This window comes from Verrucosispora sp. ts21, assembly GCF_002879555.1.
GTDB classification, from domain to species: domain Bacteria; phylum Actinomycetota; class Actinomycetes; order Mycobacteriales; family Micromonosporaceae; genus Micromonospora; species Micromonospora gifhornensis.
The window spans coordinates 93,002-118,324 of record NZ_PNOZ01000004.1; the positions used below are offsets into that span (position 1 = coordinate 93,002).

Annotated in this window: 29 protein-coding genes and 2 pseudogenes; 21 read left to right on the forward strand and 10 right to left on the reverse strand. The window is 67.0% G+C overall.

Going from position 1 to position 25,323, the window contains the following annotated elements; translation table 11 throughout:
- Window positions 1–209: 209 nt before the first annotated feature.
- Window positions 210–569 carry a winged helix-turn-helix transcriptional regulator gene (locus C1A38_RS02695; RefSeq protein WP_013733128.1) on the reverse strand — a complete coding sequence of 120 codons (360 nt, stop codon included), beginning with the start codon at window positions 567–569 and terminating at the stop codon, window positions 210–212.
- A gap of 81 nt (window positions 570–650) precedes the next feature.
- Between C1A38_RS02695 and C1A38_RS02700 the strand changes: the two genes are divergently transcribed.
- A complete protein-coding gene (locus C1A38_RS02700) occupies window positions 651–1,631 on the forward strand; it encodes a zinc-dependent alcohol dehydrogenase family protein (protein WP_102656229.1) in 981 nt (326 codons plus the stop codon).
- 257 nt (window positions 1,632–1,888) lie between these two features.
- Here the strand turns inward: C1A38_RS02700 and C1A38_RS02705 are convergent, their stop codons facing one another.
- On the reverse strand, window positions 1,889–2,773 hold the full coding sequence (locus C1A38_RS02705) for a helix-turn-helix domain-containing protein (RefSeq protein WP_102656230.1): 885 nt from the start codon (window positions 2,771–2,773) through the stop codon (window positions 1,889–1,891).
- A gap of 136 nt (window positions 2,774–2,909) precedes the next feature.
- The gene (locus tag C1A38_RS02710; RefSeq protein ID WP_102656231.1) at window positions 2,910–3,752 is read right to left on the reverse strand and encodes an oxidoreductase; all 843 of its coding nucleotides are present in this window, start codon (window positions 3,750–3,752) and stop codon (window positions 2,910–2,912) included.
- A gap of 65 nt (window positions 3,753–3,817) precedes the next feature.
- Here C1A38_RS02710 and C1A38_RS31590 point away from each other — a divergent pair, with 65 nt between their 5' ends.
- The 13 genes from C1A38_RS31590 to C1A38_RS02770 all read left to right on the forward strand — a co-directional run bounded on the left by C1A38_RS31590 (window position 3,818) and on the right by C1A38_RS02770 (window position 13,583).
- Window positions 3,818–4,765, forward strand: coding sequence for a hypothetical protein (locus C1A38_RS31590; protein ID WP_233196568.1), 948 nt, complete (start codon window positions 3,818–3,820; stop codon window positions 4,763–4,765).
- Between the two features lie 54 nt (window positions 4,766–4,819).
- Window positions 4,820–5,461, forward strand: a complete 642-nt coding sequence (locus C1A38_RS02720) for a DUF7003 family protein (RefSeq protein WP_102656232.1) — start codon at window positions 4,820–4,822, stop codon at window positions 5,459–5,461.
- A 217-nt stretch (window positions 5,462–5,678) separates the two neighbouring features.
- On the forward strand, window positions 5,679–6,206 hold the full coding sequence (locus tag C1A38_RS02725) for a GNAT family N-acetyltransferase (protein WP_102656233.1): 528 nt from the start codon (window positions 5,679–5,681) through the stop codon (window positions 6,204–6,206).
- 80 nt (window positions 6,207–6,286) lie between these two features.
- Entirely contained in the window at window positions 6,287–6,685 is a 399-nt protein-coding gene (locus C1A38_RS02730) for a hypothetical protein (RefSeq protein WP_199180059.1), read from the forward strand.
- Between the two features lie 173 nt (window positions 6,686–6,858).
- A complete protein-coding gene (locus C1A38_RS02735) occupies window positions 6,859–7,176 on the forward strand; it encodes an alpha/beta fold hydrolase (protein WP_233196569.1) in 318 nt (105 codons plus the stop codon).
- 56 nt (window positions 7,177–7,232) lie between these two features.
- Entirely contained in the window at window positions 7,233–7,814 is a 582-nt protein-coding gene (locus tag C1A38_RS02740; RefSeq protein ID WP_102656234.1) for an IS607 family transposase, read from the forward strand.
- Window positions 7,811–9,190 (forward strand): IS607 family element RNA-guided endonuclease TnpB, encoded by a 1,380-nt coding sequence (gene tnpB / locus C1A38_RS02745; protein WP_102656235.1) that lies wholly within the window; start codon window positions 7,811–7,813, stop codon window positions 9,188–9,190. The genes C1A38_RS02740 and tnpB overlap by 4 nt, the downstream gene beginning before the upstream one ends.
- The gene (locus C1A38_RS02750) at window positions 9,187–9,531 is read left to right on the forward strand and encodes an alpha/beta fold hydrolase (protein WP_286046116.1); all 345 of its coding nucleotides are present in this window, start codon (window positions 9,187–9,189) and stop codon (window positions 9,529–9,531) included. The genes tnpB and C1A38_RS02750 overlap by 4 nt, the downstream gene beginning before the upstream one ends.
- A gap of 251 nt (window positions 9,532–9,782) precedes the next feature.
- Window positions 9,783–10,817 (forward strand): hypothetical protein, encoded by a 1,035-nt coding sequence (locus C1A38_RS02755; protein WP_233196571.1) that lies wholly within the window; start codon window positions 9,783–9,785, stop codon window positions 10,815–10,817.
- Between the two features lie 8 nt (window positions 10,818–10,825).
- Window positions 10,826–11,503: a hypothetical protein gene (locus tag C1A38_RS02760; RefSeq protein ID WP_233196572.1), complete on the forward strand. Its 678-nt coding sequence runs from the start codon at window positions 10,826–10,828 to the stop codon at window positions 11,501–11,503.
- Between the two features lie 91 nt (window positions 11,504–11,594).
- Window positions 11,595–12,269, forward strand: a complete 675-nt coding sequence (locus C1A38_RS02765; protein WP_102656238.1) for a nucleotidyltransferase domain-containing protein — start codon at window positions 11,595–11,597, stop codon at window positions 12,267–12,269.
- Window positions 12,270–12,334: 65 nt separating this feature from the next.
- Window positions 12,335–12,505, forward strand: coding sequence for a hypothetical protein (locus C1A38_RS31270; RefSeq protein WP_199180065.1), 171 nt, complete (start codon window positions 12,335–12,337; stop codon window positions 12,503–12,505).
- 649 nt (window positions 12,506–13,154) lie between these two features.
- Window positions 13,155–13,583, forward strand: a complete 429-nt coding sequence (locus tag C1A38_RS02770; RefSeq protein ID WP_233196573.1) for a hypothetical protein — start codon at window positions 13,155–13,157, stop codon at window positions 13,581–13,583.
- Between the two features lie 127 nt (window positions 13,584–13,710).
- Here C1A38_RS02770 and C1A38_RS02775 read toward each other — a convergent pair whose 3' ends face one another.
- Window positions 13,711–14,667, reverse strand: coding sequence for an NAD(P)H-binding protein (locus C1A38_RS02775; protein WP_102656239.1), 957 nt, complete (start codon window positions 14,665–14,667; stop codon window positions 13,711–13,713).
- A 794-nt stretch (window positions 14,668–15,461) separates the two neighbouring features.
- On the opposite strand from C1A38_RS02775, the gene C1A38_RS02785 reads away from it, so the two are divergent.
- From C1A38_RS02785 to C1A38_RS02795, 3 genes are all read left to right on the forward strand, one after another.
- Window positions 15,462–15,899 (forward strand): hypothetical protein, encoded by a 438-nt coding sequence (locus C1A38_RS02785; RefSeq protein WP_102656241.1) that lies wholly within the window; start codon window positions 15,462–15,464, stop codon window positions 15,897–15,899.
- 56 nt (window positions 15,900–15,955) lie between these two features.
- Entirely contained in the window at window positions 15,956–16,207 is a 252-nt protein-coding gene (locus C1A38_RS02790) for a winged helix-turn-helix domain-containing protein (RefSeq protein WP_233196574.1), read from the forward strand.
- Between the two features lie 540 nt (window positions 16,208–16,747).
- Window positions 16,748–17,338, forward strand: a complete 591-nt coding sequence (locus tag C1A38_RS02795) for a DinB family protein (RefSeq protein ID WP_102656242.1) — start codon at window positions 16,748–16,750, stop codon at window positions 17,336–17,338.
- Between the two features lie 199 nt (window positions 17,339–17,537).
- On the opposite strand, the gene C1A38_RS02800 is transcribed toward C1A38_RS02795, so the two are convergent.
- On the reverse strand, window positions 17,538–18,143 hold the full coding sequence (locus C1A38_RS02800; RefSeq protein WP_102656243.1) for an aldo/keto reductase: 606 nt from the start codon (window positions 18,141–18,143) through the stop codon (window positions 17,538–17,540).
- 144 nt (window positions 18,144–18,287) lie between these two features.
- Between C1A38_RS02800 and C1A38_RS02805 the strand changes: the two genes are divergently transcribed.
- From C1A38_RS02805 to C1A38_RS30610, 3 genes are all read left to right on the forward strand, one after another.
- Window positions 18,288–18,842, forward strand: a complete 555-nt coding sequence (locus tag C1A38_RS02805) for a TetR/AcrR family transcriptional regulator (RefSeq protein ID WP_102656244.1) — start codon at window positions 18,288–18,290, stop codon at window positions 18,840–18,842.
- Between the two features lie 501 nt (window positions 18,843–19,343).
- Window positions 19,344–20,231 carry a YwqG family protein gene (locus C1A38_RS02810; RefSeq protein ID WP_199180060.1) on the forward strand — a complete coding sequence of 296 codons (888 nt, stop codon included), beginning with the start codon at window positions 19,344–19,346 and terminating at the stop codon, window positions 20,229–20,231.
- 195 nt (window positions 20,232–20,426) lie between these two features.
- Window positions 20,427–21,122: a DUF6193 family natural product biosynthesis protein gene (locus C1A38_RS30610; protein ID WP_146017414.1), complete on the forward strand. Its 696-nt coding sequence runs from the start codon at window positions 20,427–20,429 to the stop codon at window positions 21,120–21,122.
- 630 nt (window positions 21,123–21,752) lie between these two features.
- On the opposite strand, the pseudogene C1A38_RS02815 reads toward C1A38_RS30610, so the two are convergent.
- From C1A38_RS02815 to C1A38_RS02835, 5 genes and pseudogenes are all read right to left on the reverse strand, one after another.
- Window positions 21,753–22,100: pseudogene (locus C1A38_RS02815) on the reverse strand (ADP-ribosylation/crystallin J1); the annotation flags it as partial.
- 361 nt (window positions 22,101–22,461) lie between these two features.
- Window positions 22,462–22,866 (reverse strand): annotated as a pseudogene (locus C1A38_RS32325) (hypothetical protein); the annotation flags it as partial.
- Window positions 22,867–22,981: 115 nt separating this feature from the next.
- Window positions 22,982–23,479: a hypothetical protein gene (locus tag C1A38_RS02825; protein ID WP_102656246.1), complete on the reverse strand. Its 498-nt coding sequence runs from the start codon at window positions 23,477–23,479 to the stop codon at window positions 22,982–22,984.
- Window positions 23,479–23,793: a hypothetical protein gene (locus tag C1A38_RS02830; protein WP_102656247.1), complete on the reverse strand. Its 315-nt coding sequence runs from the start codon at window positions 23,791–23,793 to the stop codon at window positions 23,479–23,481. The genes C1A38_RS02825 and C1A38_RS02830 overlap by 1 nt, the downstream gene beginning before the upstream one ends.
- Before the next feature lie 170 nt (window positions 23,794–23,963).
- Entirely contained in the window at window positions 23,964–24,266 is a 303-nt protein-coding gene (locus C1A38_RS02835; protein ID WP_102656248.1) for a hypothetical protein, read from the reverse strand.
- Between the two features lie 97 nt (window positions 24,267–24,363).
- On the opposite strand from C1A38_RS02835, the gene C1A38_RS02840 reads away from it, so the two are divergent.
- Window positions 24,364–25,314, forward strand: coding sequence for a hypothetical protein (locus C1A38_RS02840; RefSeq protein ID WP_102656249.1), 951 nt, complete (start codon window positions 24,364–24,366; stop codon window positions 25,312–25,314).
- Window positions 25,315–25,323: the final 9 nt, after the last annotated feature.

Sequence of the window (25,323 nt, forward strand, 5' to 3'; positions counted from 1 at the left end):
CGCCACCTCGCAGGAGCAGCCGCGCCGTGGTGGCGCCCAAACAACTCCGCGTAGCCCAAGGTTCAGGTCGTCGTCGTACTCGTGTCCGCACCTGCGACCCCGCGCGAAGCTGTTGCCTATCCGTCCGCCAGTGAGCTCGTCGTGGCGAGGGCACGCGCGAGGCGTTGGGGCGCAGTGTCGCCTGGACCTCTTCGGTGGGACTGGCTGATTCAGTGCTCGTTCTGTTCCTGGAATTCGACGATGGCGGCACCGTTGTCTCGGGCCCAGTCGGTCAGGACCTTGATCGGCTCGACCAGGGTCTGCCCGAGTGGGGTGAGGCTGTACTCGACGCGTGGGGGCGCCTCGGCGTAGGCGCGGCGTTCGACCAGGCCGTATGCCTGCAGGCGGCGCAGGGTCTGGGTGAGGACCTTGTGGGAGATGCCGCCGATGAGGTGGGCCAGCTCGCCGGGGCGCCGGGGTTGCAGGCTGAGGGCGAACAGCACGATCACCGCCCACTTCTCGGCGATGATCTCGACGGCCAGGCGGGTGGGGCAGTCGGCGAGGAAGACCTGACCGTGGGCGTCGTGCACAAGGTCGAAAGGTACCAGCGGGTTCCTATCGGCTCCGTAGCGTTTTCCGGTGAAGCCCACCAGGAGCACAAGGAGCCATCCATGCCACGAGTAGTAGTGTTCGACGAGACCGGAGGTCCGGACGTTCTGCGCGTCGTCGATGAGCCGGTCGTCGAGCCCGCAGCCGGCGAGGTGCGCGTACGCATCGAGGCCTTCGCAGTCAACCCGCTCGACCAGATGGTCCGGGCCGGGCAGTCCCCGCGGCCTGTGCAGTTGCCGCACGCGCGGCTGGGCGTCGAGGGAACCGGTGTGATCGACGCGCTCGGGCCCGGGGTGATCGGACTGGCCGTCGGCGACCCGGTCATCCTCGGTGCGATGCCCGACTTCGAGGCCAGGGGCGCGTACGCGGAGTACACCACCCTGTTGGCCGACCGGGTGGTGCCACGGCCCGCCGGGCTGGAGCCCGTCGCTGCGGCGGCGCTGTGGGTGTCGTACTTCACCGCCTACGGCGCGCTGGTGGACAAGGCCGGGATGCGGCCGGGGGACCAGGTCCTGATCACCGCGGCGTCGGGCGGTGTCGGGCGGGCCGCGATCCAGATCGCCCGCCAGATCGGCGCCGTGCCGATCGCGGTCACCCGGCAGAGCGCCAAGGTGCAGAGCCTGTTGGCCGCCGGAGCCGCTGCGGTGATCGCCACCGACCGGGAGGACATTGGGGAGGCCACCCGGCGGCACACCGGTGGGGTGGGCGCCGACATCATCCTGGACGCCGTCATGGGCCCGGGCCTGGCCGAACTGTCGCTGGCCGCGAAGCTCGGCGGCACCCTGGCCGCGGTGGGCTGGCTGGACCCGCGGCCGGCGTCCTTCCCGGCGAATCCGTCGCTGACCATTCACCGCTACATGAGTTTCGCGGACATGGTCGACCCGCAGACCGCGCGGCGCGTCGCCGCGTTCCTGGCCGCAGGTGTCCGCACCGGCGTGCTGCAGCCGACGGTGGACCGGGTGTTCCCGTTGGACGACATCATCGAGGCGCACCGGTACCTGGAGAAGGGGACGCCGGCGGGCAAGATCGTGGTGACGCCGTAATCGGCGACGTGCGGTAGGCGTCAGCCGGGGTCAGGTACGGCATCTTATTGCGCCTGGTGTCTGCCGGCAGCGGCACGACGGAGGCTCCCGTGGCATTGACCAGACAGGCCGGTGGGATCTCGTGGGCGGTGACGCGCCCATCTGTTACCTGCAGATCAGTCGCTGTGGTCTGCTCAGGGCTCGGGCACCGGTGACGAGTGCGGATGCCATTGGTCTGCGTACTCTGTGAGCTTTGCCTGCCGCCGTGCCCGGCCCTGTCAGCTCCCCTGAAGGTGCGAGGTGAGCCTTGCCGCGGGTTCTTCCCGAGTGGTCCGGGTCCATCCGCTGAGGAAGGCCAGGGCCTGCGCGGAGCGGGAGTTCGGTTCCGCGGTGTAGACGAGCAGAGTTTGATCGGTCGTGCCGCGCACATCGAGGACCTGGAAGTCCAACGAGAGTTCCCCTGCGGTGGGATGGAGGAAATGTTTACGCCCTGACCGTTGTGCGCGAACGCGGTGGGTGGACCACCAGTGGCGGAAGTCCTCGTCCTTCATGGACAGCTCACCGACGAGACGGGCCAGTGCCGGGTCCTGCGGGTAGCGACCGGCATCCATCCTGAGGTAGGCCACGCATTCTTTGGCGACCGTCTCCCAGTCGCGGTAAAGGCTGCGTACTCGCTGGTCGAGGAACGCCAGCCGGATGTGGTTGCGGTGCTGCGGCGCAAGAACGCTGAAGTCTGTGAAGAGCGCGGCACCGAGAGTGTTCCAGCCGATGATGTCCATCCTTCGACCCAGCACCAGGGCCGGCACTGCGGTCATGCTGTCCAGCAGCACCCGGGTGGCGGTGGAGACACGTTGCGCGTCGGGCGGTGCAGGGCTCGCCCGTGCTGCGGGGCCTTTGGCGTCGGCCGCGCAGCGAAACAGGTATTCCTGCTCGTCAGGGCGCAGGTCGAGTGCCTGCGCCAGCGCCTGAAGGATCTCCGGTGAGGCCGTCTTCGCGCGGCCCTGTTCCAGGCGCACGATGTAATCCACGCTGACTCCCGCCAGCATGGCCAGCTCTTCGCGCCGCAGCCCGGGCACGCGGCGGTGACCGGTACTCGGCAGCCCGGCGGCCTCAGCGCTCACCTTGGCACGGCATGATCGCAGATAGTCACCCAGCTCGGTCATGGCTCCCTTCTTTCCCTATTTCTTGCCCCACGCCTGCACCCCTGTCTTCGCCTCCTCGCGGAGGTGACGGGGCCCGAAGCTCATCACCTCCGCAACGGCACAGCCGCATACCTGCCCCAGGTGTGCATTTCTCTTCTCAGACCAGGACGTCGTCGTAATCGGTGGAGAGCGCCAAGTCCCGCCAAGCCTCCGACTCCGTACGCAACTGGGTGATCTTGTTCTCCAACTCCTGGAGGCAGTCACTGCCCAGCTGAGCCCGCACTGGCGGATTCGCCGCGTCAGCGAGGGTCAGGAACGCCGCGGCACCCTTGACCGGATCCCCGGGCTGAGCGTGATTGAGACCGGGCACCGCGCCGCGCACCGCTCCAGCGGTGCCGGCGTAGTCATCGATCACGGTACCCTCGGTGCGCAGGCTCCGGTCATCGAGGAAGTCGGTGCGGAAGTAGCCCGGCTCGACCAACGTCACGGCGATGCCCAGTCCCGCGAGTTCGGCGCGCATGGCCTCGGAGATCCCTTCGACGGCGAACTTGGTCGAGCAGTAGATGCCGAAGCCTGCCGAGCTGCTGAAACCTCCCAGAGAGCTGACGTTGAGGATCCGGCCCGAGCGCTGCGAACGCATCACCGGCAGCACCGCGCGGGTGACGTTGAGCAAGCCGAAAACATTGGTGTCGTAGATCGCGCGAACTTCGGCATCGGAGGACTCCTCCACCGCGCCAAGCAGGCCGCGCCCGGCGTTGTTGACCAGAACGTCGATTGCGCCGAAGGCCTCGACCGCGCAAGACACTGCTGCGCGGGCCTGCTCCTCAACGGTGACATCGAGCGCGACCGCGAGCAGGCGGTCACCGTGATCGGGCAACGCCGCTGACACCGCCTCGGGGTTGCGGGCGGTGGCTACGACGTTGTCGCCGCGATCCAGCGCCTGACGGGCGATCTCCAGGCCGAAACCGCGCGAGGCGCCGGTGATGAACCAGGTAGTCATGAAGCGCTCCTTGAACTGAAGAGACCATGGGTCCCTTCGTGTGATCGATAGTCACTGTGTGCGTGGTGACCTCTTTCATGCTGGCCAGTTCGGCCGTGCTCAGCCAGGGAGAGATATGCATAGGAACAGCCAAGGCCCCCGGCCCGCCAATACGGGTGCAGCAGATCCGCGCGCGCTCGGCAGAAGACCATAGGTGTGAAAGCTGGCGTACGTCTGTCGTGGCAGGCGTCTGGCACCCGGAACTCGGGCCCGGTGTCGGCTCCCCTGGAAAGAACTGCGAACCAGGCACGGAAGGGGATCGTTGGAACTTCGCGCGTGCTCAGGCAGCAGATCCGGATGCCGGTTCGGTCCCTCAACGCCCCGGGCGTGACGGGTCGAGACTGTCGGTCGTCGCTCTTATGATCACGGCCATGTCGGCTGCCTTCACCGCCTTGTGGACCCATGACGTCTGCCGGGAGCTACGCAGGCACTGCGTCGGCCAGCGGCCGCCGGTGGCGTTCAGCGGGGTGCATCAGTCTCTGCCCAGTTGGACCAGCGTCGGTGTCGGCGACGATGTCTTCGCGCTGCATGTCAACCGACACGTGGTCTACGTGGTGAGTCGTCTGCGTGTCGTCGACAAGCAGCGGCGCGCCTGTTGCGGCGCTGCTCCAGCAACGTGGCGCGACCCGGCCTATCCCGGTCACGACGACTGGGCGATGCTCGGCGCCGGCGGATGCGGGGCGAGCCCGGTGCATGTCGAGGCGACGCCGATCCGCTTCGACGTCGCTGTTCCCGGCGACCTGCTCGGCGCGTTGACCTGGCGCAACCGTCGCGGAGAACAGCGCACCTTGAAGTACGTCGTCAACGGTCGTCTCGAACGCTCCATCAGCCTCCAGGGCGTCTATCGTCTGACCGACGAATCCGCCGCTCGATTGGGCGCCCTGCTCGATGGTTCACCGACCCCGACCGAACGGGGTAGACCCGCCCACGTACCTCAGGATCGGCAGCCGTCCTTGACGGTCGACGCGCTTTGACGGCGGATGTGGACGCCTCAGGGGCGCGGCCGAGGCTGATTAGACTGCTCAGTTGTGCGCTCGGCTGAGGTCCTCGGACAGCTCGACGCCGCTGCCGAGGAGTTCCTGTTTCCGGACCTCGGCCACGGCTACTACTACGCCGTCGATGCGCGGCTCCATGGGTACCGGGACGCTGGGCGGTGGGCCCTCATCGTCGAGACGGTCGGCTACTCGCCCCGGGCCGGCAACCTCATCGACGTGCTCCACGTGTTCGGCGATTGCCTGACCAGCGGCGAACCTGGCTACGGAAACGGTGACTTTCACGAACGAGTAGACAACTGGAACCAGATAGAGGACCCCGACGAGCCCGAAACCTACCGCGGAGGGCCGGTGGTGGTTCGCGGCCGGCCGATCGCAGTTGCTGCCGAGCCGGGCGAGGATCTGGTCAACGTCCTGCGTCAGCTTGTTCCGCGTCATCGCGAGTTGCTCCTGGCCGATGAGGGGGAGTTGCGGCGCCGGATCCCGGTCGACCTACCCGAGGTTCTGCGGCTCGACAAGTGGAACCACCCCGATCTGGTGAGCGGGCTACGTCCCAGCGAGTCTGAGACCTTCCACCAGCTCGCCGATGTCCTGGCGACCGGAGACCTCAGCCGATACGCGCCCAGCTTGCCGCCCAACACGCACTGGTCGAACTGGCCGGAGTCGGGGAGCCTGTAGCCGGGCCGCCCACCTTTCAGCAGTAGGGCGAAGCCCGTGCACATGTCGAACCAGCATCCCTCGGCGCGGCTGGAGCACCTCCCGTGCGTTCGAGCCAGCGTGGATCGAAATCCGCTCATCGGTACGTTCGGGCGCGGGGTCCGGGATCTCCGTCATGCTCCGTAGCGCCCTATCTGCGACCACGAGCGGATGATGGGCAGTGAATAGGGTGGGTGGCATGCGCACGATCGTTAGTGACCGCCTTCTCCTGCGTCCCTGGCAGGACGACGACGCCGACTTCCTCCTGGGCCTGGAGTCAGGCTCGCAGATCGTAGTCTCCTCCGGCGCGCAACCGACGACCATGAAAACGAGGAAGGACGCGCTCGCGTCGATCAGACGTCTGCGTGCCATCGAACATCCCATTCACGGGAACTGGGCGATCGCCACGGCGAACGGTCGACTGGTCGGCAACCTCCTGCTCCTGCCAATCCCCCCATGGGCGGAACAATCCTTCAGCGGGTCGAACGATGTCGAGATCGGCTGGCACGTGCACCCGGACGCTCGGGGGCAGGGCTATGCCACCGAAGCCGCGGATGCCGTCCTTCGCGATGCCTTCGGCCGTGGGCTGCCGAGGGTCCTCGCCGTGACGGAGCCGGACAACCATGCCTCACAGGCCGTCTGCAGGCGACTCGGCATGACTGCTCTCGGGCGTACGACGAGGTACTACGACACCATCAACGAACTCTTCGAGAAATTGCCCAGTTGATCGGAAGGCCGTGACGTCTGGCGCGCTTCGGGTAGGGCTTCGCCTGAAAACCAGGTCCTGACAGCCGCTACCTTCGGGGTGTGGACGATCCCGAACGCCCCAGCGAGCGCCTCGTCGAGCAACGCCTGCGCAATCGCGCCATGGAAGCGCTGGTCGCCCTGAGCAAGGGTGATTCAGGCGTTCGCAGCGTCGGCGTCGGCGACTACATCAACCTGTTCTTCGACGTGATCGACGACGACACCCCGTGGCAGTGGCGCGAATGGTCGTGTTTCACGCCCGAGGAGGTTGAGCGACTCGATGCGGTACATGGACTACTGCAGGCGGCCTGCGTGGTGACGCCCTGGAATGACACTGACGACGACTTCATCGCCTCCGGCTGGCCGGGCAGGATTCAACCCGCTGCTCGCGCGGCGTTGGACATCATGCAGGCACGGGGCAAATTCCGGGAGGACGCCGAGGAAGAGAATCCCTCCGAGTAGTACCGCTTAGCGACTGGACAGCGCTGAGGCGCGCAGCGCGGCAGATCCGGTCGTCGCGGGACAACGCTTCCGGCCCGGTGCGTGATTCTGCCGTGAGGGCGCTGGTAGGTGGCGGGGTGTGGCGTATCGGGCGGCGCTACTGACTGTCGTACCCCTGTGTGAGGCTGTGACGCATGGCGACTTTCGTTCTGATCCACGGTGGTGGCGGCAGTTCCTGGGACTGGCATCTGCTGGGCCCTGAGCTGGCCGGGCGGGGCCACGACGTGGTGGTGCCGGAGTTGCCGATCGGGGATAGAACGGCAGGTTTCGCCGAGTTCTGTGAAACGGTCGTCGATGCCGTCGGCGATCGCAGCAACCTCGTCGTCGTCGGACACTCGTATGGTGCGTTCACGGCGCCGCTGATCGCTGACAGGCTGCCTGTGCGGCTCATTGTCCTGCTTACTCCGATGATTCCGAAGCCGGGTGAGAGTCCCGGCGACTGGTGGGGCTGACAACTGCTGGCGTGTCGGTCGTCATTAGTGCTCAATAGTTGTCTATAGTCGGCATCGTGAACTTGAAGGAATGGGCGGCGGCCACGGGAATCTCGTACGCGACGGCACGTCGGCGTTACGAGTCCGGGACGCTGCCCGTTCCCGCCTACCGGATGGGCCGCCTGATCATGGTCGGCGAGCCGGTCACCGCAACGACGGCAGGGACCGGGCAGACCGTGGTGTACGCCCGGGTGTCGTCGGCCGATCAGAAGGCGGACCTGGACCGGCAGGTCGCACGGGTCACCGTGTGGGCCACCGGGCAGAGGCTAGGCGTCGATCGGGTGGTGACCGAGGTTGGGTCCGCGTTGAACGGGCACCGTAAGAAGTTCCTCGCCCTGCTCCGCGACCCCGCTGTGACGACCATCGTGGTTGAGCACCGAGACCGGTTCGCCCGCTTCGGTGCCGAGTATGTCGAGGCCGCCCTGACCGCGCAGGGCCGCCGTCTGCTGGTGGTCGATCCGGCCGAGGTCGATGACGACCTGGTCCGCGACGTGACCGAAATCCTCACCTCGTTGTGCGCCCGCCTGTACGGCCGCCGCGCTGCCGCGAACCGTGCCCGCCGCGCGGTTGAAGCCGCCACCGAAAGCGGCTCGGCGTGAAGACGATCCAGGCGTACCGGTTCGCGCTGGATCTCACCCCGGGTCAGGAACGCGACGTGCTCGCGCATGCCGGGGCCGCCCGCGTCGCGCACAACTGGGCGCTCGCGAAGGTCAAGGCGGTTATGGACCAGCGCAGCGCCGAGCGTTCCTACGGTGTGCCGGACGAGGAGTTGACGCCGTCGCTGTCCTGGTCCCTTGCCGGGCTGCGTAAGGCGTGGAACGCCGCGAAGCCCGACGTGGCGCCGTGGTGGGGCGAGGTGTCCAAGGAGGCGTTCAACACCGGCCTGGACGCTCTGGCTCGCGGGTTGAAGAACTGGGCCGGCTCCCGCAGGGGCACGCGGGCCGGTCGGCCTGTCGGGTTTCCCCGGTTCAAGTCCCGCCGCCGCACTACACCATCGGTGCGGTTCACCACCGGGGCGATCCGGGTCGAGCCCGACCGGATGCACGTGGTCCTGCCCCGGCTGGGCCGGTTGAAGCTGCACGAGTCGGCTCGCAAACTGGCCCGTCGCCTGGACAACGGCACCGCCCGGATCATGTCCGCGACCGTACGGCGTGACGGCGGGCGCTGGCACGTCTCGTTCACCGTCGAGGTCGACCGTGCCGAACGCATTCCGGCCCGGCCCGCATCGGTGGTCGGTGTAGATGTCGGGATCAAGCACCTTGCGGTGCTGTCCACCGGCGAACTGGTCGACAACCCGCGCCACCTGGTCGCCGCGCAGCAGCGCATGCGTGCTTTGGGTCGTGCGCTGTCGCGTAAGACCGGCCCGGACCGGCGTACCGGACGACGGGTGTCGAAACGCTGGGAGCGGGCAGCGGCCCGACTCGGTCGTGCGCACGCGCGGGTGGCGAACCTGCGCCGTGACGGCCTGCACAAGCTCACCACCCGGCTCGCCCGCGAGCACGGCACGGTCGTGGTGGAAGACCTCAACGTCACCGGCATGCTGCGGAATCGCAAGCTGGCCCGGCACATCGCCGACGCCGGGTTCGCCGAGATCCGCCGCCAGTTGGCGTACAAGACCGGGTGGAACGGTGGTCGGCTGCTCGCGGCCGACCGCTGGTACCCGTCCTCGAAGACCTGCTCGGGCTGCGGCGCGGTGAAAGCCAAGCTCGCCCTTTCCGAGCGTGAATACCAGTGTGAGGCGTGCGGCCTGGTTCTCGACCGGGACCGCAACGCCTCGCTCAACCTGGCCGCACTCGCGGCTGAGTTCGACACCGCCGGGAGTGGCCCGGTGGCAGCACGTGGAGCCGACCAGAAGACCCGCGTACGCGGGCAGGTGGCCGTGAAGCGTGAATCCGGCACGGCATCCGCCGGTCAGACCGGGACCGTCTTGCCGCAAGGCAGGACTACCGACCGTGTGCTCGCTAAAGCGCACTGAGAGGTAACGGCAACACCGCTCACCGCAGCGCGGAGGGGTTCAGTGAGGAGGAACAGTTCTACAATGGCGTGCCGGCCGAGATTGTCGCGGAGGCTTCGGCGCATGGTCGCGACCAGGTCAGCGCAGAATGGAACGAGCCGTGGCCCCTGGGTGCGTGGCCGGACGTGCCGACGAGGGTGCTCATCGCCCGCGAAGACCGATTCTTCCCGCCCGACTTCCAGCGCCGCGTGGCGGCCGACCGCCTCGATGCCGTACCGGATGAAATCGACGGTGGCCACGCGGTGGCGCTCAGCCATCCGACGCAACTCGCCGACCAGTTGACCGCGTACTTGCCGCGCTGAAGGCGCTGCGCCCGGTGCCGGCCCCGTGAATACAGGCGGCGCGGATCGCGGCATGAGAGTGAAGACCTCGGGCGTGAGGTCGACTACTTCGGCTTTCGCCGCCGGGCTGTCGTGTGGTTCACCGAGGACGAGGCCGTGGTGGAGTTGCCTGGTTCGTTGATGATGTGTGCGTGTATCTGCGCCGTCCAGTCGGCTCTCGCGTGTTCGCGGTGGTTGTCGCGGCGTTGCTGGTGGGATTCGACGCTTATCTGGTGAACCTGCAGTTCACTGTCCGCGGCTCGGTGTCCGGGCGGCTCTGCATCGGCGGGATCTCGCTGATCGTGCTGCTCGTGGTGGTCAGCTTTCTACGCTACAAGATCGAGGAGAGGCAGTTCGTCCGCGACCTGGCGAGCCTGGCCGGTGACCGCCTCGAGGTCCGCGACCACCGCCTCAACGCAATGCTGCTGAGCGAGGACGCCCGACAACGGCGCAACGGCGGGAAAACTCTCCCCGCCTTCCCACCTGGCGCGCAGGGCGTGCGGACACGGCGCTGGCTGAACCGGCGACGCTTCCTGCTCTTCGTCGGCTGGTACCTGTTCGCCGTCGTCCCCGCGCTGCTGCTCACCGGCTACACGGCCCAACTGCACGAACTGCTCGGCGCTGCGGTCGCGATCCTGGGCCTGCTCGCGGTCCTCGCCGCGTACGCCCAGTTCGTCACGCTGTTCAGCCATGCCACCGACCTCGTCGACACCGAGGTGACGATCGCCGGCACAGAACTCGTGCGGGTGATCGGCGACCACACTGACCGCGCCGACATGCACGGCGGCACAGTCGTGGTGCTGCCATCAGGGGCGAAACGCGGCTACGGCAAGGCATGGCTGCTCGGGTTCCCACACGCCGTGGCACTACTCGGCGATCCACGGACCGGACGGCTTCGCCACCACGACGACCTGCACGCCCTGTCGGCAGTGCTGCACCAGTCACCACACGCCACCGACCGGGCCGCCGCCCGGAACATCGACAGCCTCGCCGCGCAGTCCCAGGTCAGCGACCCGACACAGCCAGACGGCGCCGACAACTCCCGCCTGTGGATGTCGCTGACCAAAGCCGGCCGCATCCTGGCCTGGGCCGTCGTCGTGGGCTCCGTCCTGCTCACCGGTGGCTGGATGCTGGAAAGCACCCACGACCTGGGCGGCGCGGTCATCCTCATCGGTGTGCCGCTGGCCACCTGGTGGGCGCTGTACGCGCTGTACCGGGTACTCGCGCTGCTCGGCGAGGCGTGGCAAACGGCCCGGAACAACCACTAACCAGCTTCGTGCTGCTGATCACGCTGGCAGGCATTCTGCCCGCAACCACCCGCCAGCTCCCCTCGCCAGGAACGGCAGCCCACGAAGGCCCCCGGCGCTGCACCTTCTCGGCGGCAGATCCGGATACCCGAGTGTGGATCAGGCCAGCTCAGGATTGCCTTCCCGTGATGACCTTCAACTTCGGCATTGCTGGCTACCAGCCAGCCTGGCTGAACGGAGCTACTGAGGTCGCCGGTCGTCACGCTCAACGGCTGCGGGGCCTCGTCGGCCGTCGGCTGACGTGCAGCTGGGTGGTGTGGGATGACGACGACGACACCTGGTTCGCCGACTGCCCGGTGGTGCTCGACTTCGACGACGAACGCCTTGAGGTCAATCATCAGAAGTTCGACGATCTGTCGATCACGTTTGGTTCGATCGACGTGACCCGGACGCCGGTGTGGCCGACCGCAGACAGCTTCCTGCTCCGCTGGCGCAATGATGCTCCCGCCCTGTTGGCTGCTCGGCATGGGCAGAGGCTTGAGGCGGTCGAGCTTCTGGAGTGGACCGGCGGTGACCTGGCGGACGGTGCCGTGGCGCTAGGCCTGCGATTCAGCAACGGCTGGCTGACGATCTACAACGCGCTGGACGAGAACGGGATGGAGGAGAGTGATCCCTCTCCGCAGTACCGCCGACACCTCCTGGGGTGAGCCCACTACTGCCCGACTCGACCAAGCTTTCAGCGGCGTGTGCGGATGCTGATGTTGAGTGACGGTCGATGATCCCAGATATGTTCGGCGGATGGACGACCAGTTGCCCTGCGGCGGTGTGGAGATCCAGCCTGACGACGTAGCGGCACTCGAAGCCCGCTGGGCGCAATGTTGGAGGCCGGTCGATGTCGCACGGCGCTTGGTCGGGATCGATGTGCCGTGGTACGTCGCGGCGGGGTGGGCGCTGGATCTGTTCCGTGGAGAGCAGACCCGCGAGCACCACGACATCGAGATCGCGGTGCCGGCCGGACGGTTCCCGGAGATCCGCGAGCGTTTCGCCGAGTTCACGTTCGACGCGATCGGCGCCGCCCGGATCTGGGAATCGGCGACGCCGGAGGCGCTGACCGCCACCCGGCAGACGTGGCTACGCGAGCCGGACACGGGACGCTACCTGCTCGACGTCTTCCGTGAACCGCACGACGGCGACACATGGATCTGCCGACGAGACGAAACGATCAGGCTGCCCTATGCCGACATCATCCGACACACCTCGAACCGGATCCCGTACCTGACCCCCGAACTCGTCCTTCTCTTCAAGGCCAAGCACGTACGCCCCAAGGACCAGGCGGACTTCGACGGCGTCCTCCCGCTGCTGACTCCTGCCCAACGCGAGACGCTGTCCAGGCTGCTCAAGCAAGTGCATTCGGGACATGCCTGGCTGGCAGACCTGACGTCGAACTCTTCCCGCGCGCCCCAGCACCAATGACCCCGCACGACTCCTGCCCGATACCAGCAGATTCGCCCGCCTTTGCCGCGTACGCGTAGCACTCGGTGGCCGTGTTCCTCGCCGAGGTCGGTGATGTTCGACCCGCAGGCTTCGAAGATCCTCAGCCCGAGCAGGCCCAGGAGGGCGACCAGGGCGAAGTCGTTCGGGTTCGAGGACTTGCGGGCGGTGGTGATCAGGGCTTCGAACTGGAGGTGCCCGAGTCCGAGGGTCGGTGACTCGGCCGGCACGGTGGGCCGGCGGATGTAGTCTGCCGGCGAGTGCTCCAGGATGGCGTCGATGACGCAGATCCGGTAGAAGCCGACCACGACGGACAGCCGGCGGGAGACTGTCGAGGGCTGGTACCGGCGGACGTCTTGCAGCCAGCGCACGTACCGCTCGATGTCGACCCGCGCAGCGGCGAGCGGGCCCAGGTCTTGGTTGGTGCACCACCGGAGGAAGACACGCAGGTCGGACTCGGTGTGAATGCGAGTCTGGCCACGGTAACGGCCCAGGAAGGCCGACACTGCGGCGTGTACGACGAGTTGGTCGGTCGGTACGACGTGGGCGGAGACAGGAGAGGTAGCCATAAGTCACCGTGCGTCACCACCGGTGATGAACACCAGTCCTCCCGGAGCGGCAGGATCCGGACGTCATGTCCGGCGGGCCATTACCTCGCACATTCGGCCTGGCAACCTGCCGATGTGGAAGAGTGGACGTACAACGGAACGGCCTTCCAGATCAACTCGATGTACCTCCTGCCGGAGGACGCGTGGACCTACGAGCTGACTGGGTGGTACCGGACCTCCTGTGGGGTCGCCGTGGTAATCCCGGATACGACACCCGACGGCGATCCGTTCACGCCGGCGAAACGCGACCCATGCCTACGTGGCCTTCACCGAAGGGCCACTGCCCTGGCCGGTGTTGCTGCGCTTCATCCGCTTCGTTGAGGCATCCGGCGACATTGTGTCCGACCCGCCGACCGCGACCGTGAGCGGTGACCTCTCTCTATCCTTGAACTCGTGGCGCTTCGCGAGCCAGGCTTTCGAGGTCACGTCCTACCACGACGGCCAGCACGACGGCTGGTGCTACGAGCTCTACGAGGTCAACCCGACAAACAGCTCAGACGGCTACATCGACGTACGCATCCCCGACCTCCAACCGGGTGGCGGACCGTTCGTACCGGTCCCCGCAGGGCAGGTCACAGTTACCGGATACCGCAGCCCGACGTTCCCCTGGCCGGTCGTCCGACACTTCCTCGACGCGATCCTCGCCAGCGGTGACACCGGCGACGATCAGGAACGGCTGATGTCCTGACCAGTCGGCGGCACGCCCGACCGGCGGCATGTGCGCGTGTTGGTGGCGCGGCTGCCGGCAGGCGGTCATCCCCTGCGGGGATATGTGGAAGGCGGCCACATGTCGTGCCCACGTGGTGGTTGGACGTTCAGCGGAACAGGTCGGCATTCTCGACTGCCCACTCGTCGAAGCCGCGCAGCGGGCGGCCGATGATCTCGTGTACGGCCGGCCGTTGGTCGAGGGTCCACTGCGTGAGCTCGGCGAGCTGCGCGCCGTACTCCTCAAGGGCGTACAGGGTTACGTCTATGCTGTTGTCGGGCCAGCCGCGACGCCGCCAGTTCGCGCGGCTGTCATCGGGCGTGACCTCGACGGCGGCGATATCGCGGCCGATGGCTTTGGCGATGCTCGTTACGCGTGATCGGGTGCTGATCGGCAGTCCGACCGCTTCGACGATGGCGCCGACATGATCGTCGGTACGCAACGCCGCCGCCGCGACGGCGGCGAGGTCGTCCTCGTGGATAAAGGGATAGTGACCCTCGTTCAGACACGCCTCCCGCACGATGCGCTCGTCGCTGATCGTGTCCGGCCAGTCCGACCCCGTGGCCGGATAGGTGCCCTCGATCACCGCCCCCATCACCGCCGACGGGCGAATGTGCGTCCACTCCATCCCCGAGCGTTCGACGGCACGCTCGATGGCGAGCCAGAACCACGTCTCTGGTGGATAGGCCTGCTCGTACTCCGGCCCGTGCGAGGACAGCACGACGATACGCCGCACACCGGCACTCTGAGCGACCTTCAGCGCATCCCGCACAGTCGCCGGCACGGCTCCGGCGAGAAAGACACCGTCGACGCCGACGAAGACCTCGGCGTGCCCCAGTGGCCGGGTGATGGATCCCTCGACAACCTCGACCCCGTCGGGCCAGCCGTCGACCTGGCCGGGTTCGGCGAGCACACGCACCCGGTCGCCGGCGTCCACCAGTTGACGCGCCAGTCTCCGCCCGACGATTCCCGTGGGGCTACTGCCCGCGTCCTTCCTGGCAACGACAGCAGTCAGCAGGCGCAGACGGGTTTGCGTCGCACTCGTGACCCGCTTGAATCCACTCATGGCAAGATCCTCCAACGCAAGCGGAGATCTTGCGCCACCCCCGATGATCGGGCGAGGTTGCGGATCAGAGATCGCTCACACTACCAGCCGGCCGGTTGCCGGCGATGTCGAGGAAGACCAGACTGCGACCCGGCGAAGGCGACACCAGCCTCGGTCAACCGCCGGTAAGCGGCGTCGGTCCGGCCCCATGGCTGCCGCCAACCCAGATCGTGATGCTACGGAGCGATCATGCCGACAAGGTCCGGCCAACGGCGTAGCAGCTCGGCGCGGAACGCCAGGACGCGCTTATCCGCTACAAGACCGCCAGCCTTCTCGTCTGCGAGCCGACCAGTCAGCCGGCGGGGATTCTCTGTCGCCCCGGACGGCCAGAAGTACAGGTCGTAGCTCACCCCCACGGCAGCGTAGCGACCTCCAGATCGACGCATCCTCCCCGGCAAAGCCGAACGTCCGCCCCCAGCGAAGCTCGGCTACCAGCGGCGACGGATACACCGGCTGCCCACGCGCTCGATGCGCCAGAAGAGGGCGTTTACTTGTGATGGCTTGGTGGATCGTCATGAGTTGAGAAGGGTCGCGAAATCGGGCGGACCATCCCCGGCGACACTCTACAGCTCCGGCAGTTCCTCACCCTTACCCCGGCAACCCCCCCTCACCCAACGCGACTGCTCCTCGTCCAACAGGCGTACCGGGCCGCCGGCATCACGTTTCCCCGCCTTGCCGGCTCACGAGCGGACGTTGTCCCTGGGAGTCGGCGCAAGTACTTGTCAGACTGGAAAGTAGTTTCTACTCTCAGCTTCATGACCGAGAACAACCTCACCAGCGAACAGGCTCGGGAACGTCTCGCCGCCGCCGAGCAGTTCGCTTCCGCTACCACCCGTCGAGCCGCCCCCGTCGCGGCCATCACGACCGCCGGGGTCGGGGTCCTGGTTGCACTTGTGCTGGCGGTCTCGTACGCCACCCTGCCGGAGCACCCCGTCGCCTTTGCGGTGTCGCTCGCCGCGTACGGTGTTGCGCTCACGGCGCTGATGGTCTGGTACCACCGCAGGCAGGTCGTCGCCCAACGCGGCTTCGGCACGGCGTACGGTTGGGCGTTCACTCTGACCATGACGCTCTACAGCATCGGGATCGCCAGCCTCCGGGTGGACTGGCCGTGGCTGGTCGCGGTCGTATACTGCTTCGTCGTGGCTCTGCCCATGACGGTGGCCGCCATACGGATGGCTAGAGGCTGCCCGTGAGTGACGCGGAAATGAGGCATCCACGCCACCGTCTCAACGAGACGATTCACGCGCCGGTGCGGTTCAGCATCATGGCCGCCCTAGTCGCCGCCGACCAAGCCGAGTTCGGGTTTATCCGCGACACCGTTGAGATCTCCGACTCCGTGCTCTCCAGACAGGTGACGGTGCTGGAGGCGGCCGGACTGGTCAAGGTCCGTAAGGGGTACGTGGGCAAGCGCCCCCGTACCTGGCTCTCGCTTACCGCGACCGGCCGGCGCGCCTTCGCCGATCACCTGGACGCACTGCGCGAAATAGCCGACGGAGGGTAGGACTACGTCTCCACCTGCCGATCATGATCCGGTATGGCGTGCTGGGCTGGCGGCACCTGCGCACACAGCCTCCCAGCTGGTCCCCAACCGTTCAACAGCATCCGGTACCCCACACAGTTACGAGCGAGGCAGTTACCTGCGCAGCCTGCTGCTCCTCGATCCCGACAAGACGACAGGCGCGCTGCCGTCCCACCTGCTCGACTGTGAGCCGGACGTGCGGCTGTTGGCCGCTCAACACGCCCCGCTCACCGACCAGACACGACGCTGGCTGCTCACGCTGCGCGACGACCCCATAGAAGAGACATCCGTGCGTCGGGCCGCACACGCACGCCTCAACTCGAGCTGAAAGCGCAGCCAACGCACGTACCGCTCGACGTCGAGCCGCGTCGTAGTCAGCGGGTCCAGGGCGTGGTCGGTGCACCGCGTAGGAAGAAGTCCACCCGGAGCGGCAGATGCGTATAGCGGCCGGTCCAGTCAGGCGCTGATCTTGCAGGCAGCGCTTGCAGAGATGGCTCGGGCGGATGAGGAAGACTGGCAGGCATGGCTGATCTGGGCGACCCGAAGGCTGCGCTGCACCACTACCTGCAGGCGATGCGCGACAACCTGATCTGGAAACTCGACGGGCTGAGCGAACGCGAGGCCAGGCTGCCGCGCACCGCGACCGGCAACAACCTACTGGGCGTTCTCAAGCACTGCCTCAATGTCGAAGCTGGCTACTTCGGGCCCACCTTCGGGCGTGAGTTCCCGATGTCTGAGGAACTGGTTCCCATGCAGGTGTTCGAGGAGGACCCACAGGCAGACTGGTACGCGCGGGAGGGCGAGACGAAGGATGGGCTGATCGACCTGTATCGCCGTGTCGGGGTGTTCGCGGATCAGACGATCGAACAGCTACCCCTTGACGCGCCAGGGCATGTGCCGTGGTGGCGCCCAGGCGAGAGGGACGTGACACTGCACAGGATCATCATCCACGTGACCTGCGACCTTGCCCGTCACGCCGGTCACGCCGACATCATGCGCGAGCAGCACGACAGGGCGATCGGCTTGCGGCGGGAGAACGCTGGCGTTCCCCACGACTACGACTGGCCGGCGTACGTCACCAAGCTGACGAAGCTCGCTGACCGGTTCGGTTAGCCGCCCGGTCCCGTCGATACAGGCAGAGAGGGCAGTATCCGCCGCCGCGCTGACCGTGTTGTCACGGTGAGGTGAGCCTCGTGATGCTCTGCCCGACCGGGATACCTGGGTTGCCGGGCACGCCGATCGGCGCTTCGGCGACGACGTCAGCCATGCTCACGCGAATCGCGGACGCCCTGCAGTACTTGTGGCGTGATGATCAGGCACCACGCTCGCTGACCGGCCGGCGGCGCAGGTTCGGGTTCAGCAGGGCCGGGGGCAGGTAGGCCTGGTCGAGCCGGGTGACATCGGTGCCGGGCGTGACGATTTCGTCGATCCGGTCGAGGATCTCGTCGGTGAGCGTGACGTCGACGCCCGCGAGAAGGTTGTCGAGGTGCTCCATCGTGCGCGGGCCCAGGATCGCGCTGGTCACGCTGGGGTGCGCGATGGCGAATGCCATGGCGAGGTGGGCCAACGGCATGCCTGCGTCGTCGGCGAGCGGGATGAGTTGTTCGACGACGTCGATCCGGCGCTCGTCGGTGAGGTGCGTGGAGAGGCGAGCACGACGCAGATCGTTCTGTTCGCCCCTGCGGACCCGGCCGGTGAGCATTCCCTGCCCGAGTGGGCCCCACACCAGCGTGCCCATCCCGTAGCGCTGCGCCGCCGGCAACACCTCGCTCTCGTTGATCCCCGCGTCCAGCGCCTTGTGGATGACCTTGATCGAGTCGTCAGGGTCGGGGTTCCCGATCACCGTGGCGAACATCAGCGTGCCGAGCGCGTACGGGCTGACCTTCATGCCGGTGCGGCCCAGGGTGCGGTACAACATGAGCGTCTCCTTGCGGTATCGTGGCTATCCGGAAACCGTTTCCGGAACCAACTATACGGAAAAGCTTTCCGGATAAGCAGGGGAGATGCAGCGGTGTCCGACAACACAGCAGAATCAACTGCTCGCGAACGTGCTCCGCGCCGGATGCGCACCGACGCACGCCGCAACGTCGAGGCCCTGCTCGAAGCGGCGAAGACGGTCTTCAGCACCGCTGGCGTCGACGCCCCCGCCAAAGAGATCACCGATCTGGCCGGCGTCGGCGTCGGCACGCTCTACCGGCACTTCCCGCAGCGCTCGGACCTGATCAAAGCCGTCATCGAGCGCGAGATCGACGCCTGCGCCGATGCGGCCCCGGCGCTGGCCGCCGCGCACGAGCCCGGGGTCGCCCTCGCGAGGTGGCTCGACCGGTTCACCGCGTTCGTCGCCACCAAACGCGGATTCGCCGCAGCCCTGCACTCCGGCGATCCGGCGTTCGACGGCCTGCCCGGATATCTCATGCAGAAGCTAGGGCCGGCCCTCGAGTCCCTGCTCGAAGCCGCGACAGCCAGCGGCGAGATCCAGACCCGGATCAGTGCCCAGGACCTGCTGTACGCCGTAGCGAAACTGTGTGCGCCCATGCCGAACGAGGACCCCGACTACGGTCGGCGCATGGTCGCGCTCCTCGTCGACGGACTACGCTCCGGCGAATCCCCACACTGACATTCACCTCGGTGGGCGCCGAGGTAGACGCCGGCGTCGGCGAGACGACGCACCCGCTTGCCCAGCGAGGCATGGTTCCGGCCGCGGTCGTGGCATCGTGCTCAACTGGGCTGGGTGGCGGCGTCGGAATGGGGTACAGCGTGGGCCTGGGTCGCATGCGGTGGCCTGACTCTGCTCGCAGGGCCGTGGTGGTCAGTCGCGGTCGCCTCGACGTCCTCCGCTGCGAAGTCGACGTATAGCTGTTGGAGCACGGTCTTACGGGGGCCAGCGTTGCGGCTGGTAGTCGTTGACTCGTTGAAAGCCGATGAACAGCCCGTTGTCCCGGGTAAGCCCGGCGAACTCGTCGTCAGACTTGGGATGTGGTGGAATCCGGTGGCGCGCTGGTAGAACGCGGCCCTTTGAGGGGTAGACCCAAGATCGGGTGTAGGCATCTGGCACCGATCGCGCTTGCCGGCGAGGTGTTCCCAGAGACGAAGGCGACTTGCCCGTACGATCTCGGCCGTGCATACCACCCCGCTGCCTTCGATCGATGTGGAAGCGGTCTTCCCGCAGTTGCATGGGTTCGCGCGGACGACTATCCGGCTGCATCCACGCAAGGGCTCACCGTCGGTCGAGCAGAGCTCCGTGGGCGGGCCGCTGCTCTGGCCGGCGAACGAGCCCTGGCCAACCTGTGACGGTGGAGGTCTGGACGATCATCCCGCCGAGGCTGGGGTACCACTCGTGCCGGTCCTGCAACTACTTGCCGACGATGTGCCCGAGCTGCCATTCCCCGAGGACTCGGACGTGCTGCAGGTGCTGTGGTGCCCGTTCGACCATGACCCCTGGACTGCTCCGCTGCCACGCTTGCGCTGGCGGCGACGATCTGCGATCGGACCCCGGCTGACGGCCGTGCCCCCGCCCCACGAGGACACCGAAGCCTGGTACGTGCCCGACGCGTGCGTCGTCGATCCCGAGCGGGTCGTCGAGTACCCGTCGTACGACCTACCGCGTGAGGTGTGGTCGCAGATTCAGGAAACGGCGCGTCGGGTCGAGGCTGACCACGGCTGGCAGTACGACACCGACCTGGCGGTCGCTTCCGGGATCAAGGTCGGCGGCTACCCCGGCTGGACACAGCCGCCTGACTGGCCGGTCTGCACCTGCGGGGTTCGGATGGAGCACCTGCTCACCATCGCTACCTGGGAGTTCAGCCGGGGCGGCGAGCGGCGTTGGGTCCCGCTGGAGGACCGGCCCGCAATGGCCGGCTGGAGCTTTGATGGCCCGGATGACCATCCGTGGCGGTCACTTCAGAACCCGACAGGATTGGTGCTCGGCGACGCTGGCGGCGTCTACATCTTCGTCTGCACGTCATGTCCGGAGCGTCCCCACGACCATCGATTCGACTGCTCCTGACTCGACAGGAGTCACCGACAGCGTCCGAAACTAGCCGCGAGTCGCGCGCTACGCGACGTACGATGCTCGGTCGGATCGGCGTCCGGTCGTGCCGAGTTGACGGCGTCCCGTGCCACAGTAAGAACCCCCTGTTCTGCCACCTGATCGGAGTCGACGTTGAGAGAAGAGCCCGAGCCGGCTCTGCTATATCCGGAGGTGGCAGCGTACGGCAGCCTTGCCGCGGCGCTGCACGTCGTAGCAGCCGACCAAGGTATGTCCCTCACGATGGTCGTCACCCCGTCCGATCCCCTTCGTCATGCAACGATCAGCAGCGTTCTCCCGCACCGGGAAACACTGTTCGTGTCAGCCTGGCATTTTGAACCCAGATGGCGGATCCAGGGTTCGGCCAACAACGGGATCCTGATCAGCGGAACCACTCCTGACCTGCGCCAGCTTCCTGCAGTGGTGCTCGGCTGGGCGGAAGGAGCTGCTCTGGATGACATCGCCCAGGCCGCGCCGTTCGACATCCTGACCGGACGTTTCGAGGTCCCGGACGGCAACCCCGCCGACGTCATCGCCTCAGAATGGCAGTGGTTGCTCAAGGACGCCAAGGAATCAGGCTGGCCTGAGTATGAAGCACTAATCAAAGCGGCCCACGCTGAGCCGAAGCTGCGCAAGCTCTATCCCTACACCAGCCACTGGGCGCTGAGTTTCTCCGCAACCCCATACCCCTTCACCCCGAGCTTCGCCACTCTACTGGCTTCCCAGGGAGGCGCATACACCGTCAAGGAATGGTGGAACGGTCCGCCACTGGCACAGGTTGCCACCCCAGCCGAAGCGATCTCCATGGCCACTGACCGACTCCCGGAACATCTCGCATCAGCAAGCCGAACCGAGCGAAACAACGACTGAGCCTCAGCGGGCAGCCCGGCGTCGCGTCGAAGAAGCCGGACCCGACCAGCCGTTTGCGTTGGACTACAGACCTTACATAGTCACCCCATCGGTGATCTACCTGAGCACAGCGGCGGACTGGGTCGAGGTTGCGCCCAACATTGAGAGCTGATCGAACGCCTCGGGATCTGACTGTGCCGAGGGAAGCCGCACGCTTCTGCCGTGAGGTGCGCGTTCGACCATGCTCGCCCGTGTCCGCTAATCGTCGAAGTCGAAGTCGAAGGTGCCCGCCTCGATGCGGTCGATGAGCTCGTCGACATCATCGGCTTGCCGGATGGCGCTGTCCCATCCGCTGCTCGTGATGTCGACCAGGAGCACCGGTGCGGGGTCGCTGCGCAGGTCGAGTACGAGCTGTTCGCGGGATCCGTCGCCGCCGATGATCGCGATGCCGGGGTGCAAGTCGGTGCTCTCGTGCCATGCGTGATGCAGCTCAAGCATCTCGCGTGGGGTGTTGAGCCAAACGTACGCCTCGCCTGTCATCCAGCCTCGCCGAAACCACGACGCACCTTGCAGGTACGTTCGCCACGCGGCCGGTAGGGCTCGGCCCAGCGCATGGTGGGCGTCGGTGAACTCCTGGTCGCCTACAGGGCCGCGATAGTCGGCTTCCTCGCTGATCGCGCCGACGAGGTGGGCGTTGAAGTCCGCAAGCTCCTCTGCGGGGATCCAGTACTCCAGCACGTCGCGGCCACCGACCTGATGAACCTCGTAACGGTCCATGTACTCACGCTGGACCTCGAATCGAGTCACGTAGCCGACGCCACCGGCAGGGACGTTCCACTCGCGGGCAATCTTCGTGGCGTACCAGCGGTTGAGTACCGGGTAGAAGATCGGCTGGTCCGGCAGGCGTGGAGGCCACTCCCGCCACCCTGACGCCTCCACAAGGTCGAGTTCGGCCTGCCCGGTGGGCCGCCAGAGGGTGATCGTGTCGGCCTTGTCGATGGTCTGCTCCTCGCAATCATGGTTGCCCCGTGGTCGGGGCGAGCCACGTACGCACCATTCTGATGGTCCGCCTCCGGACGTTGCCGAGGCCGGCTCGGTCAGGCCGGTCACACCTGGGACCCAGGTACACGGATCTACCGCGAACGGCGCTGCCGGAAGCATGATGCGTCCGGGAGCGGTGGCGCTCATCGGCTCATGGCTGGTTCTCAGGACGGCAGGATGAGGCGGGGGTCGTGGAGACTCTCGGGCGTATCGCTCATCTCTTGCGGCGTACGAGGTCTGCCACTGTGGTCGGTAGTTCGTCCTGCGGCATGTCCTCGCAGCCGGGACGGGCGAAGTCGAACAAGAGCACGATGCGGTCGCTGGAGCCGTAGTTCCACGCCTCGTGGATGACGGTGTCGGAAGGCGACCAGTCCGTACACGCTCCAGCCCTGGCCGTACATCTCGCGTTGCACCCACGGCTGGTGACTGTCCTGCGGCAGAGCAAGGCATTCGTCCCGGATCGCCTCCCACCGTGCCCGAAGATCGGCCAGGAAGGGGAACTGCCGCTGATCCAAGAACATGAGACATCATCCTGCAGCAATGACAGAGGATCTGTGGTGCGGGCACGGTCCCGCCGCCCCCGGAGCTGAGCGCCCGGTGGCGAGCTGCCGGGCTGGTGGCGGCCAGCGACCGGGACGCCACCTGGCAGGGGAGTGGCCGCCTGCGGCCAGTTGCGCCTGCGGGAGCCAAGGCCGCGTAGGGCGAGGTTGGCCAACTGCGCCACTGTGGAGGTGTCTGCCGGTGGGGCGGTCCGCGGTATGAGAGCCGACTCAGGCTGTCCCGGCAGCGTCCGTACGCGCGTCAAGGTGAGCGTGACGCGGTAGGGCGTTGCGGTCTGCTCACCGGCGCGGATCGACGTTAGTGAGCTCGGCGTCCAACAGATGGGCTGCTTCCTCGACCGTGGCCACGAATTCCTCGGGCGGGATCCTGGCGACGAAGACCTTGCCCAGGTCCTCTGGAAAGGGATGGTCATCGCGCCAGAACTCGAAGACGATCACCAGGTCGTCGTCCAGGTATCCGTACATGGAGACGTTGTCGACCGTCTCTCCCCACCGCATGAACCAGAACTGCTCCCGGAACTCCGTCTCGTCTGCGTGGAGCAGCCGGAAGACCTCCTCCGGTGCGCGGCCCGGAAAGGGACAGGGCTTGACGTCACGTCGGCGCACCTGCGCCGCGCTTGACCGCATAACGCGGATGAAGAACGGGAGGAAGGCCCAGTTGTCCCCGATGGTCAGCCTCTTGCCAGCCGCCCACAAGTCGACGACGCGGAGTTGGTGCGGTTCGACCTCGCCGATCTCCACCGCGAACGTGGCCCGGTCACCGAAGCGTCGCGTCATCAGTCCGACGGCGCAGTCATATGAAAGGCCGTGCCTGGCTGGGTAGGTTGCCATCCCTCGGCCAGTGCTGCTCGGACGATCGCCGCGACCGTCGACGGGAGAGCGGGCACCGCCGGCCCGCCAAACCAGTTGCTCGGATGGTCCTGAGGCATGCTGACCAACAACACCCTGCCCTTGCAGTCGACCTGTTCGACAGCGACAGCGAGTGGCTTCTCACACAGCGCTTGGGCATAGGTTGGTCTGGCGCGTACTCGCCACCTGTAGGTGATCCCGTCAACCGTGATGAGCCGAGAGCCCTTCTTGACCAACGCCATGACGACCCTCCTCGACGTCAGATGCCCGTGCCCGTGGCGCGCCCGATGCAATGGTCAGTATGGGGCGGCCGAGAAACCCGGGCAGGAACAAGCCTGCCCGACCGACGAAGCCCACCACCGCCGAGCCAGGTGACAGCCGCCGTCGAGTCGGGCGCGACGTTCGACTGCGGCTACGACCCGACGGGAGGCCAGAACTCGTCGTCCTCCTCGTCAGGCGACGAAGGGGCGTACTGGCGTAGAGCGCCCTCGGGGTTCTTATGTCCGCCCCACTGATTGTCCACACCGGTGATGAAGCGCAGGCGGCCGCAGCCGCCCGGCCCCATGCCTGGTTCACGACAACGACACCGGCTGTCGAGCCAGTCGCTGAACGCCTCCGCGTTGAGGCGGTCCGCCAGGCCCACCGACAGCATCACGTTGGCAACCCAGCTCACCGCATCCTCCGATCCACGCCCGGACCGTACCGCCAGGATCATCCGCTGACACCGGCACAGACAAGGCGATGACGTGCTGGGGCAGCATGGCCGTCGGTCCGCTGGGCGGCCGGTGGGACGATCTGGCTAGCATTCCCTCGTGATCGAGGAGCTGATCCAACAGGTTGCCGCCGAGGACGGCGACGCGATCGAGGAACTGTGCCAGATCGCGGACACCGATCCGGGCAGGCTGACACCACACCTGGGCTCCCTGCTCGATCTGGACGTGCTGTGGCCGGCGAAGTTGTACCGGGCTGCAGACGCCGACGTGGTTCACCGGATCATCGAGCGGATCGATGGTGGTCGAACACCCGGGCGGCTCAACCACCTGCTGGTCATCCTGGCGCACACCGCTCACCCGCTCGCCGAGGACGCCTTGCGCCGCTGGTCGACCGAGCCACCGAGCGGCGCGGACCAGCTGTATGTCCCGGTGCTGACCTACGCGCATGAGGGCGGTTGGACGGTCACGCCGGACGGCAGCCGGCGGGAGCTGTGCGGCAGCACCGCGTACCAGTGGGTCATGCGCGACACACCGCGCCGCGCGGACGGCCCCACCTGTCCGTGGTGCTCGTCGCCGCTGTGGATTGCCGCGGACCTCGACACCACGGAACCTGCCATCGCTGCGGCCTTGGCACACACCGGCTGGTCCGGTCGGCTGGTGATCGAGACCTGTCACTTCTGTGCCTGCTACACGACGCTGTACAGCCAGGTCACACCGACCGGGTCCACCACCTGGTGGAGCGGTAACACCCGCCCCGGCTACATCGGCTCCGCCGAACCGGAGGATCCGCCGGCGCTGGCACCTGTCCCGGGCGCGGCCCGGCCGAGCCCTTACCAGGCGTGTGCTTGGAGTCGCGGGGGCTCGACCCTGGGTGGCTGGCCCGACTGGATTCAGGACGCGGAGCACGCCGACTGCCCCGACTGCGGTCAGCCCATGGACTATGTGGGCCTGGTCGGCGGCGCGGACCTCGACGACTACGGCGAGGGTGCCTACTACCTGCACCTGCACCAGCCGTGCGGGTTCGCCGCAGTCAACTACCAGCAGAGCTGACCGCCGTAC

Bases quoted from the DNA above. Each gene is read 5' to 3' on its own strand.
- C1A38_RS02785 (WP_102656241.1), top strand. From the start codon at position 15,462: ATGACCGAGAACAACCTCACCAGCGAACAGGCTCGGGAACGTCTCGCC.
- C1A38_RS02765 (WP_102656238.1), top strand. From the start codon at position 11,595: ATGGACGACCAGTTGCCCTGCGGCGGTGTGGAGATCCAGCCTGACGAC.
- C1A38_RS02775 (WP_102656239.1), bottom strand. From the start codon at position 14,667: ATGAGTGGATTCAAGCGGGTCACGAGTGCGACGCAAACCCGTCTGCGC.
- C1A38_RS02710 (WP_102656231.1), bottom strand. From the start codon at position 3,752: ATGACTACCTGGTTCATCACCGGCGCCTCGCGCGGTTTCGGCCTGGAG.
- C1A38_RS02805 (WP_102656244.1), top strand. From the start codon at position 18,288: ATGCGCACCGACGCACGCCGCAACGTCGAGGCCCTGCTCGAAGCGGCG.
- C1A38_RS02830 (WP_102656247.1), bottom strand. From the start codon at position 23,793: ATGGCGTTGGTCAAGAAGGGCTCTCGGCTCATCACGGTTGACGGGATC.
- C1A38_RS02795 (WP_102656242.1), top strand. From the start codon at position 16,748: ATGGCTGATCTGGGCGACCCGAAGGCTGCGCTGCACCACTACCTGCAG.
- C1A38_RS02700 (WP_102656229.1), top strand. From the start codon at position 651: ATGCCACGAGTAGTAGTGTTCGACGAGACCGGAGGTCCGGACGTTCTG.
- C1A38_RS02705 (WP_102656230.1), bottom strand. From the start codon at position 2,773: ATGACCGAGCTGGGTGACTATCTGCGATCATGCCGTGCCAAGGTGAGC.
- C1A38_RS02835 (WP_102656248.1), bottom strand. From the start codon at position 24,266: ATGATCCTGGCGGTACGGTCCGGGCGTGGATCGGAGGATGCGGTGAGC.
- C1A38_RS02725 (WP_102656233.1), top strand. From the start codon at position 5,679: ATGCGCACGATCGTTAGTGACCGCCTTCTCCTGCGTCCCTGGCAGGAC.
- C1A38_RS02800 (WP_102656243.1), bottom strand. From the start codon at position 18,143: ATGTTGTACCGCACCCTGGGCCGCACCGGCATGAAGGTCAGCCCGTAC.
- C1A38_RS02735 (WP_233196569.1), top strand. From the start codon at position 6,859: ATGGCGACTTTCGTTCTGATCCACGGTGGTGGCGGCAGTTCCTGGGAC.
- C1A38_RS02825 (WP_102656246.1), bottom strand. From the start codon at position 23,479: ATGACGCGACGCTTCGGTGACCGGGCCACGTTCGCGGTGGAGATCGGC.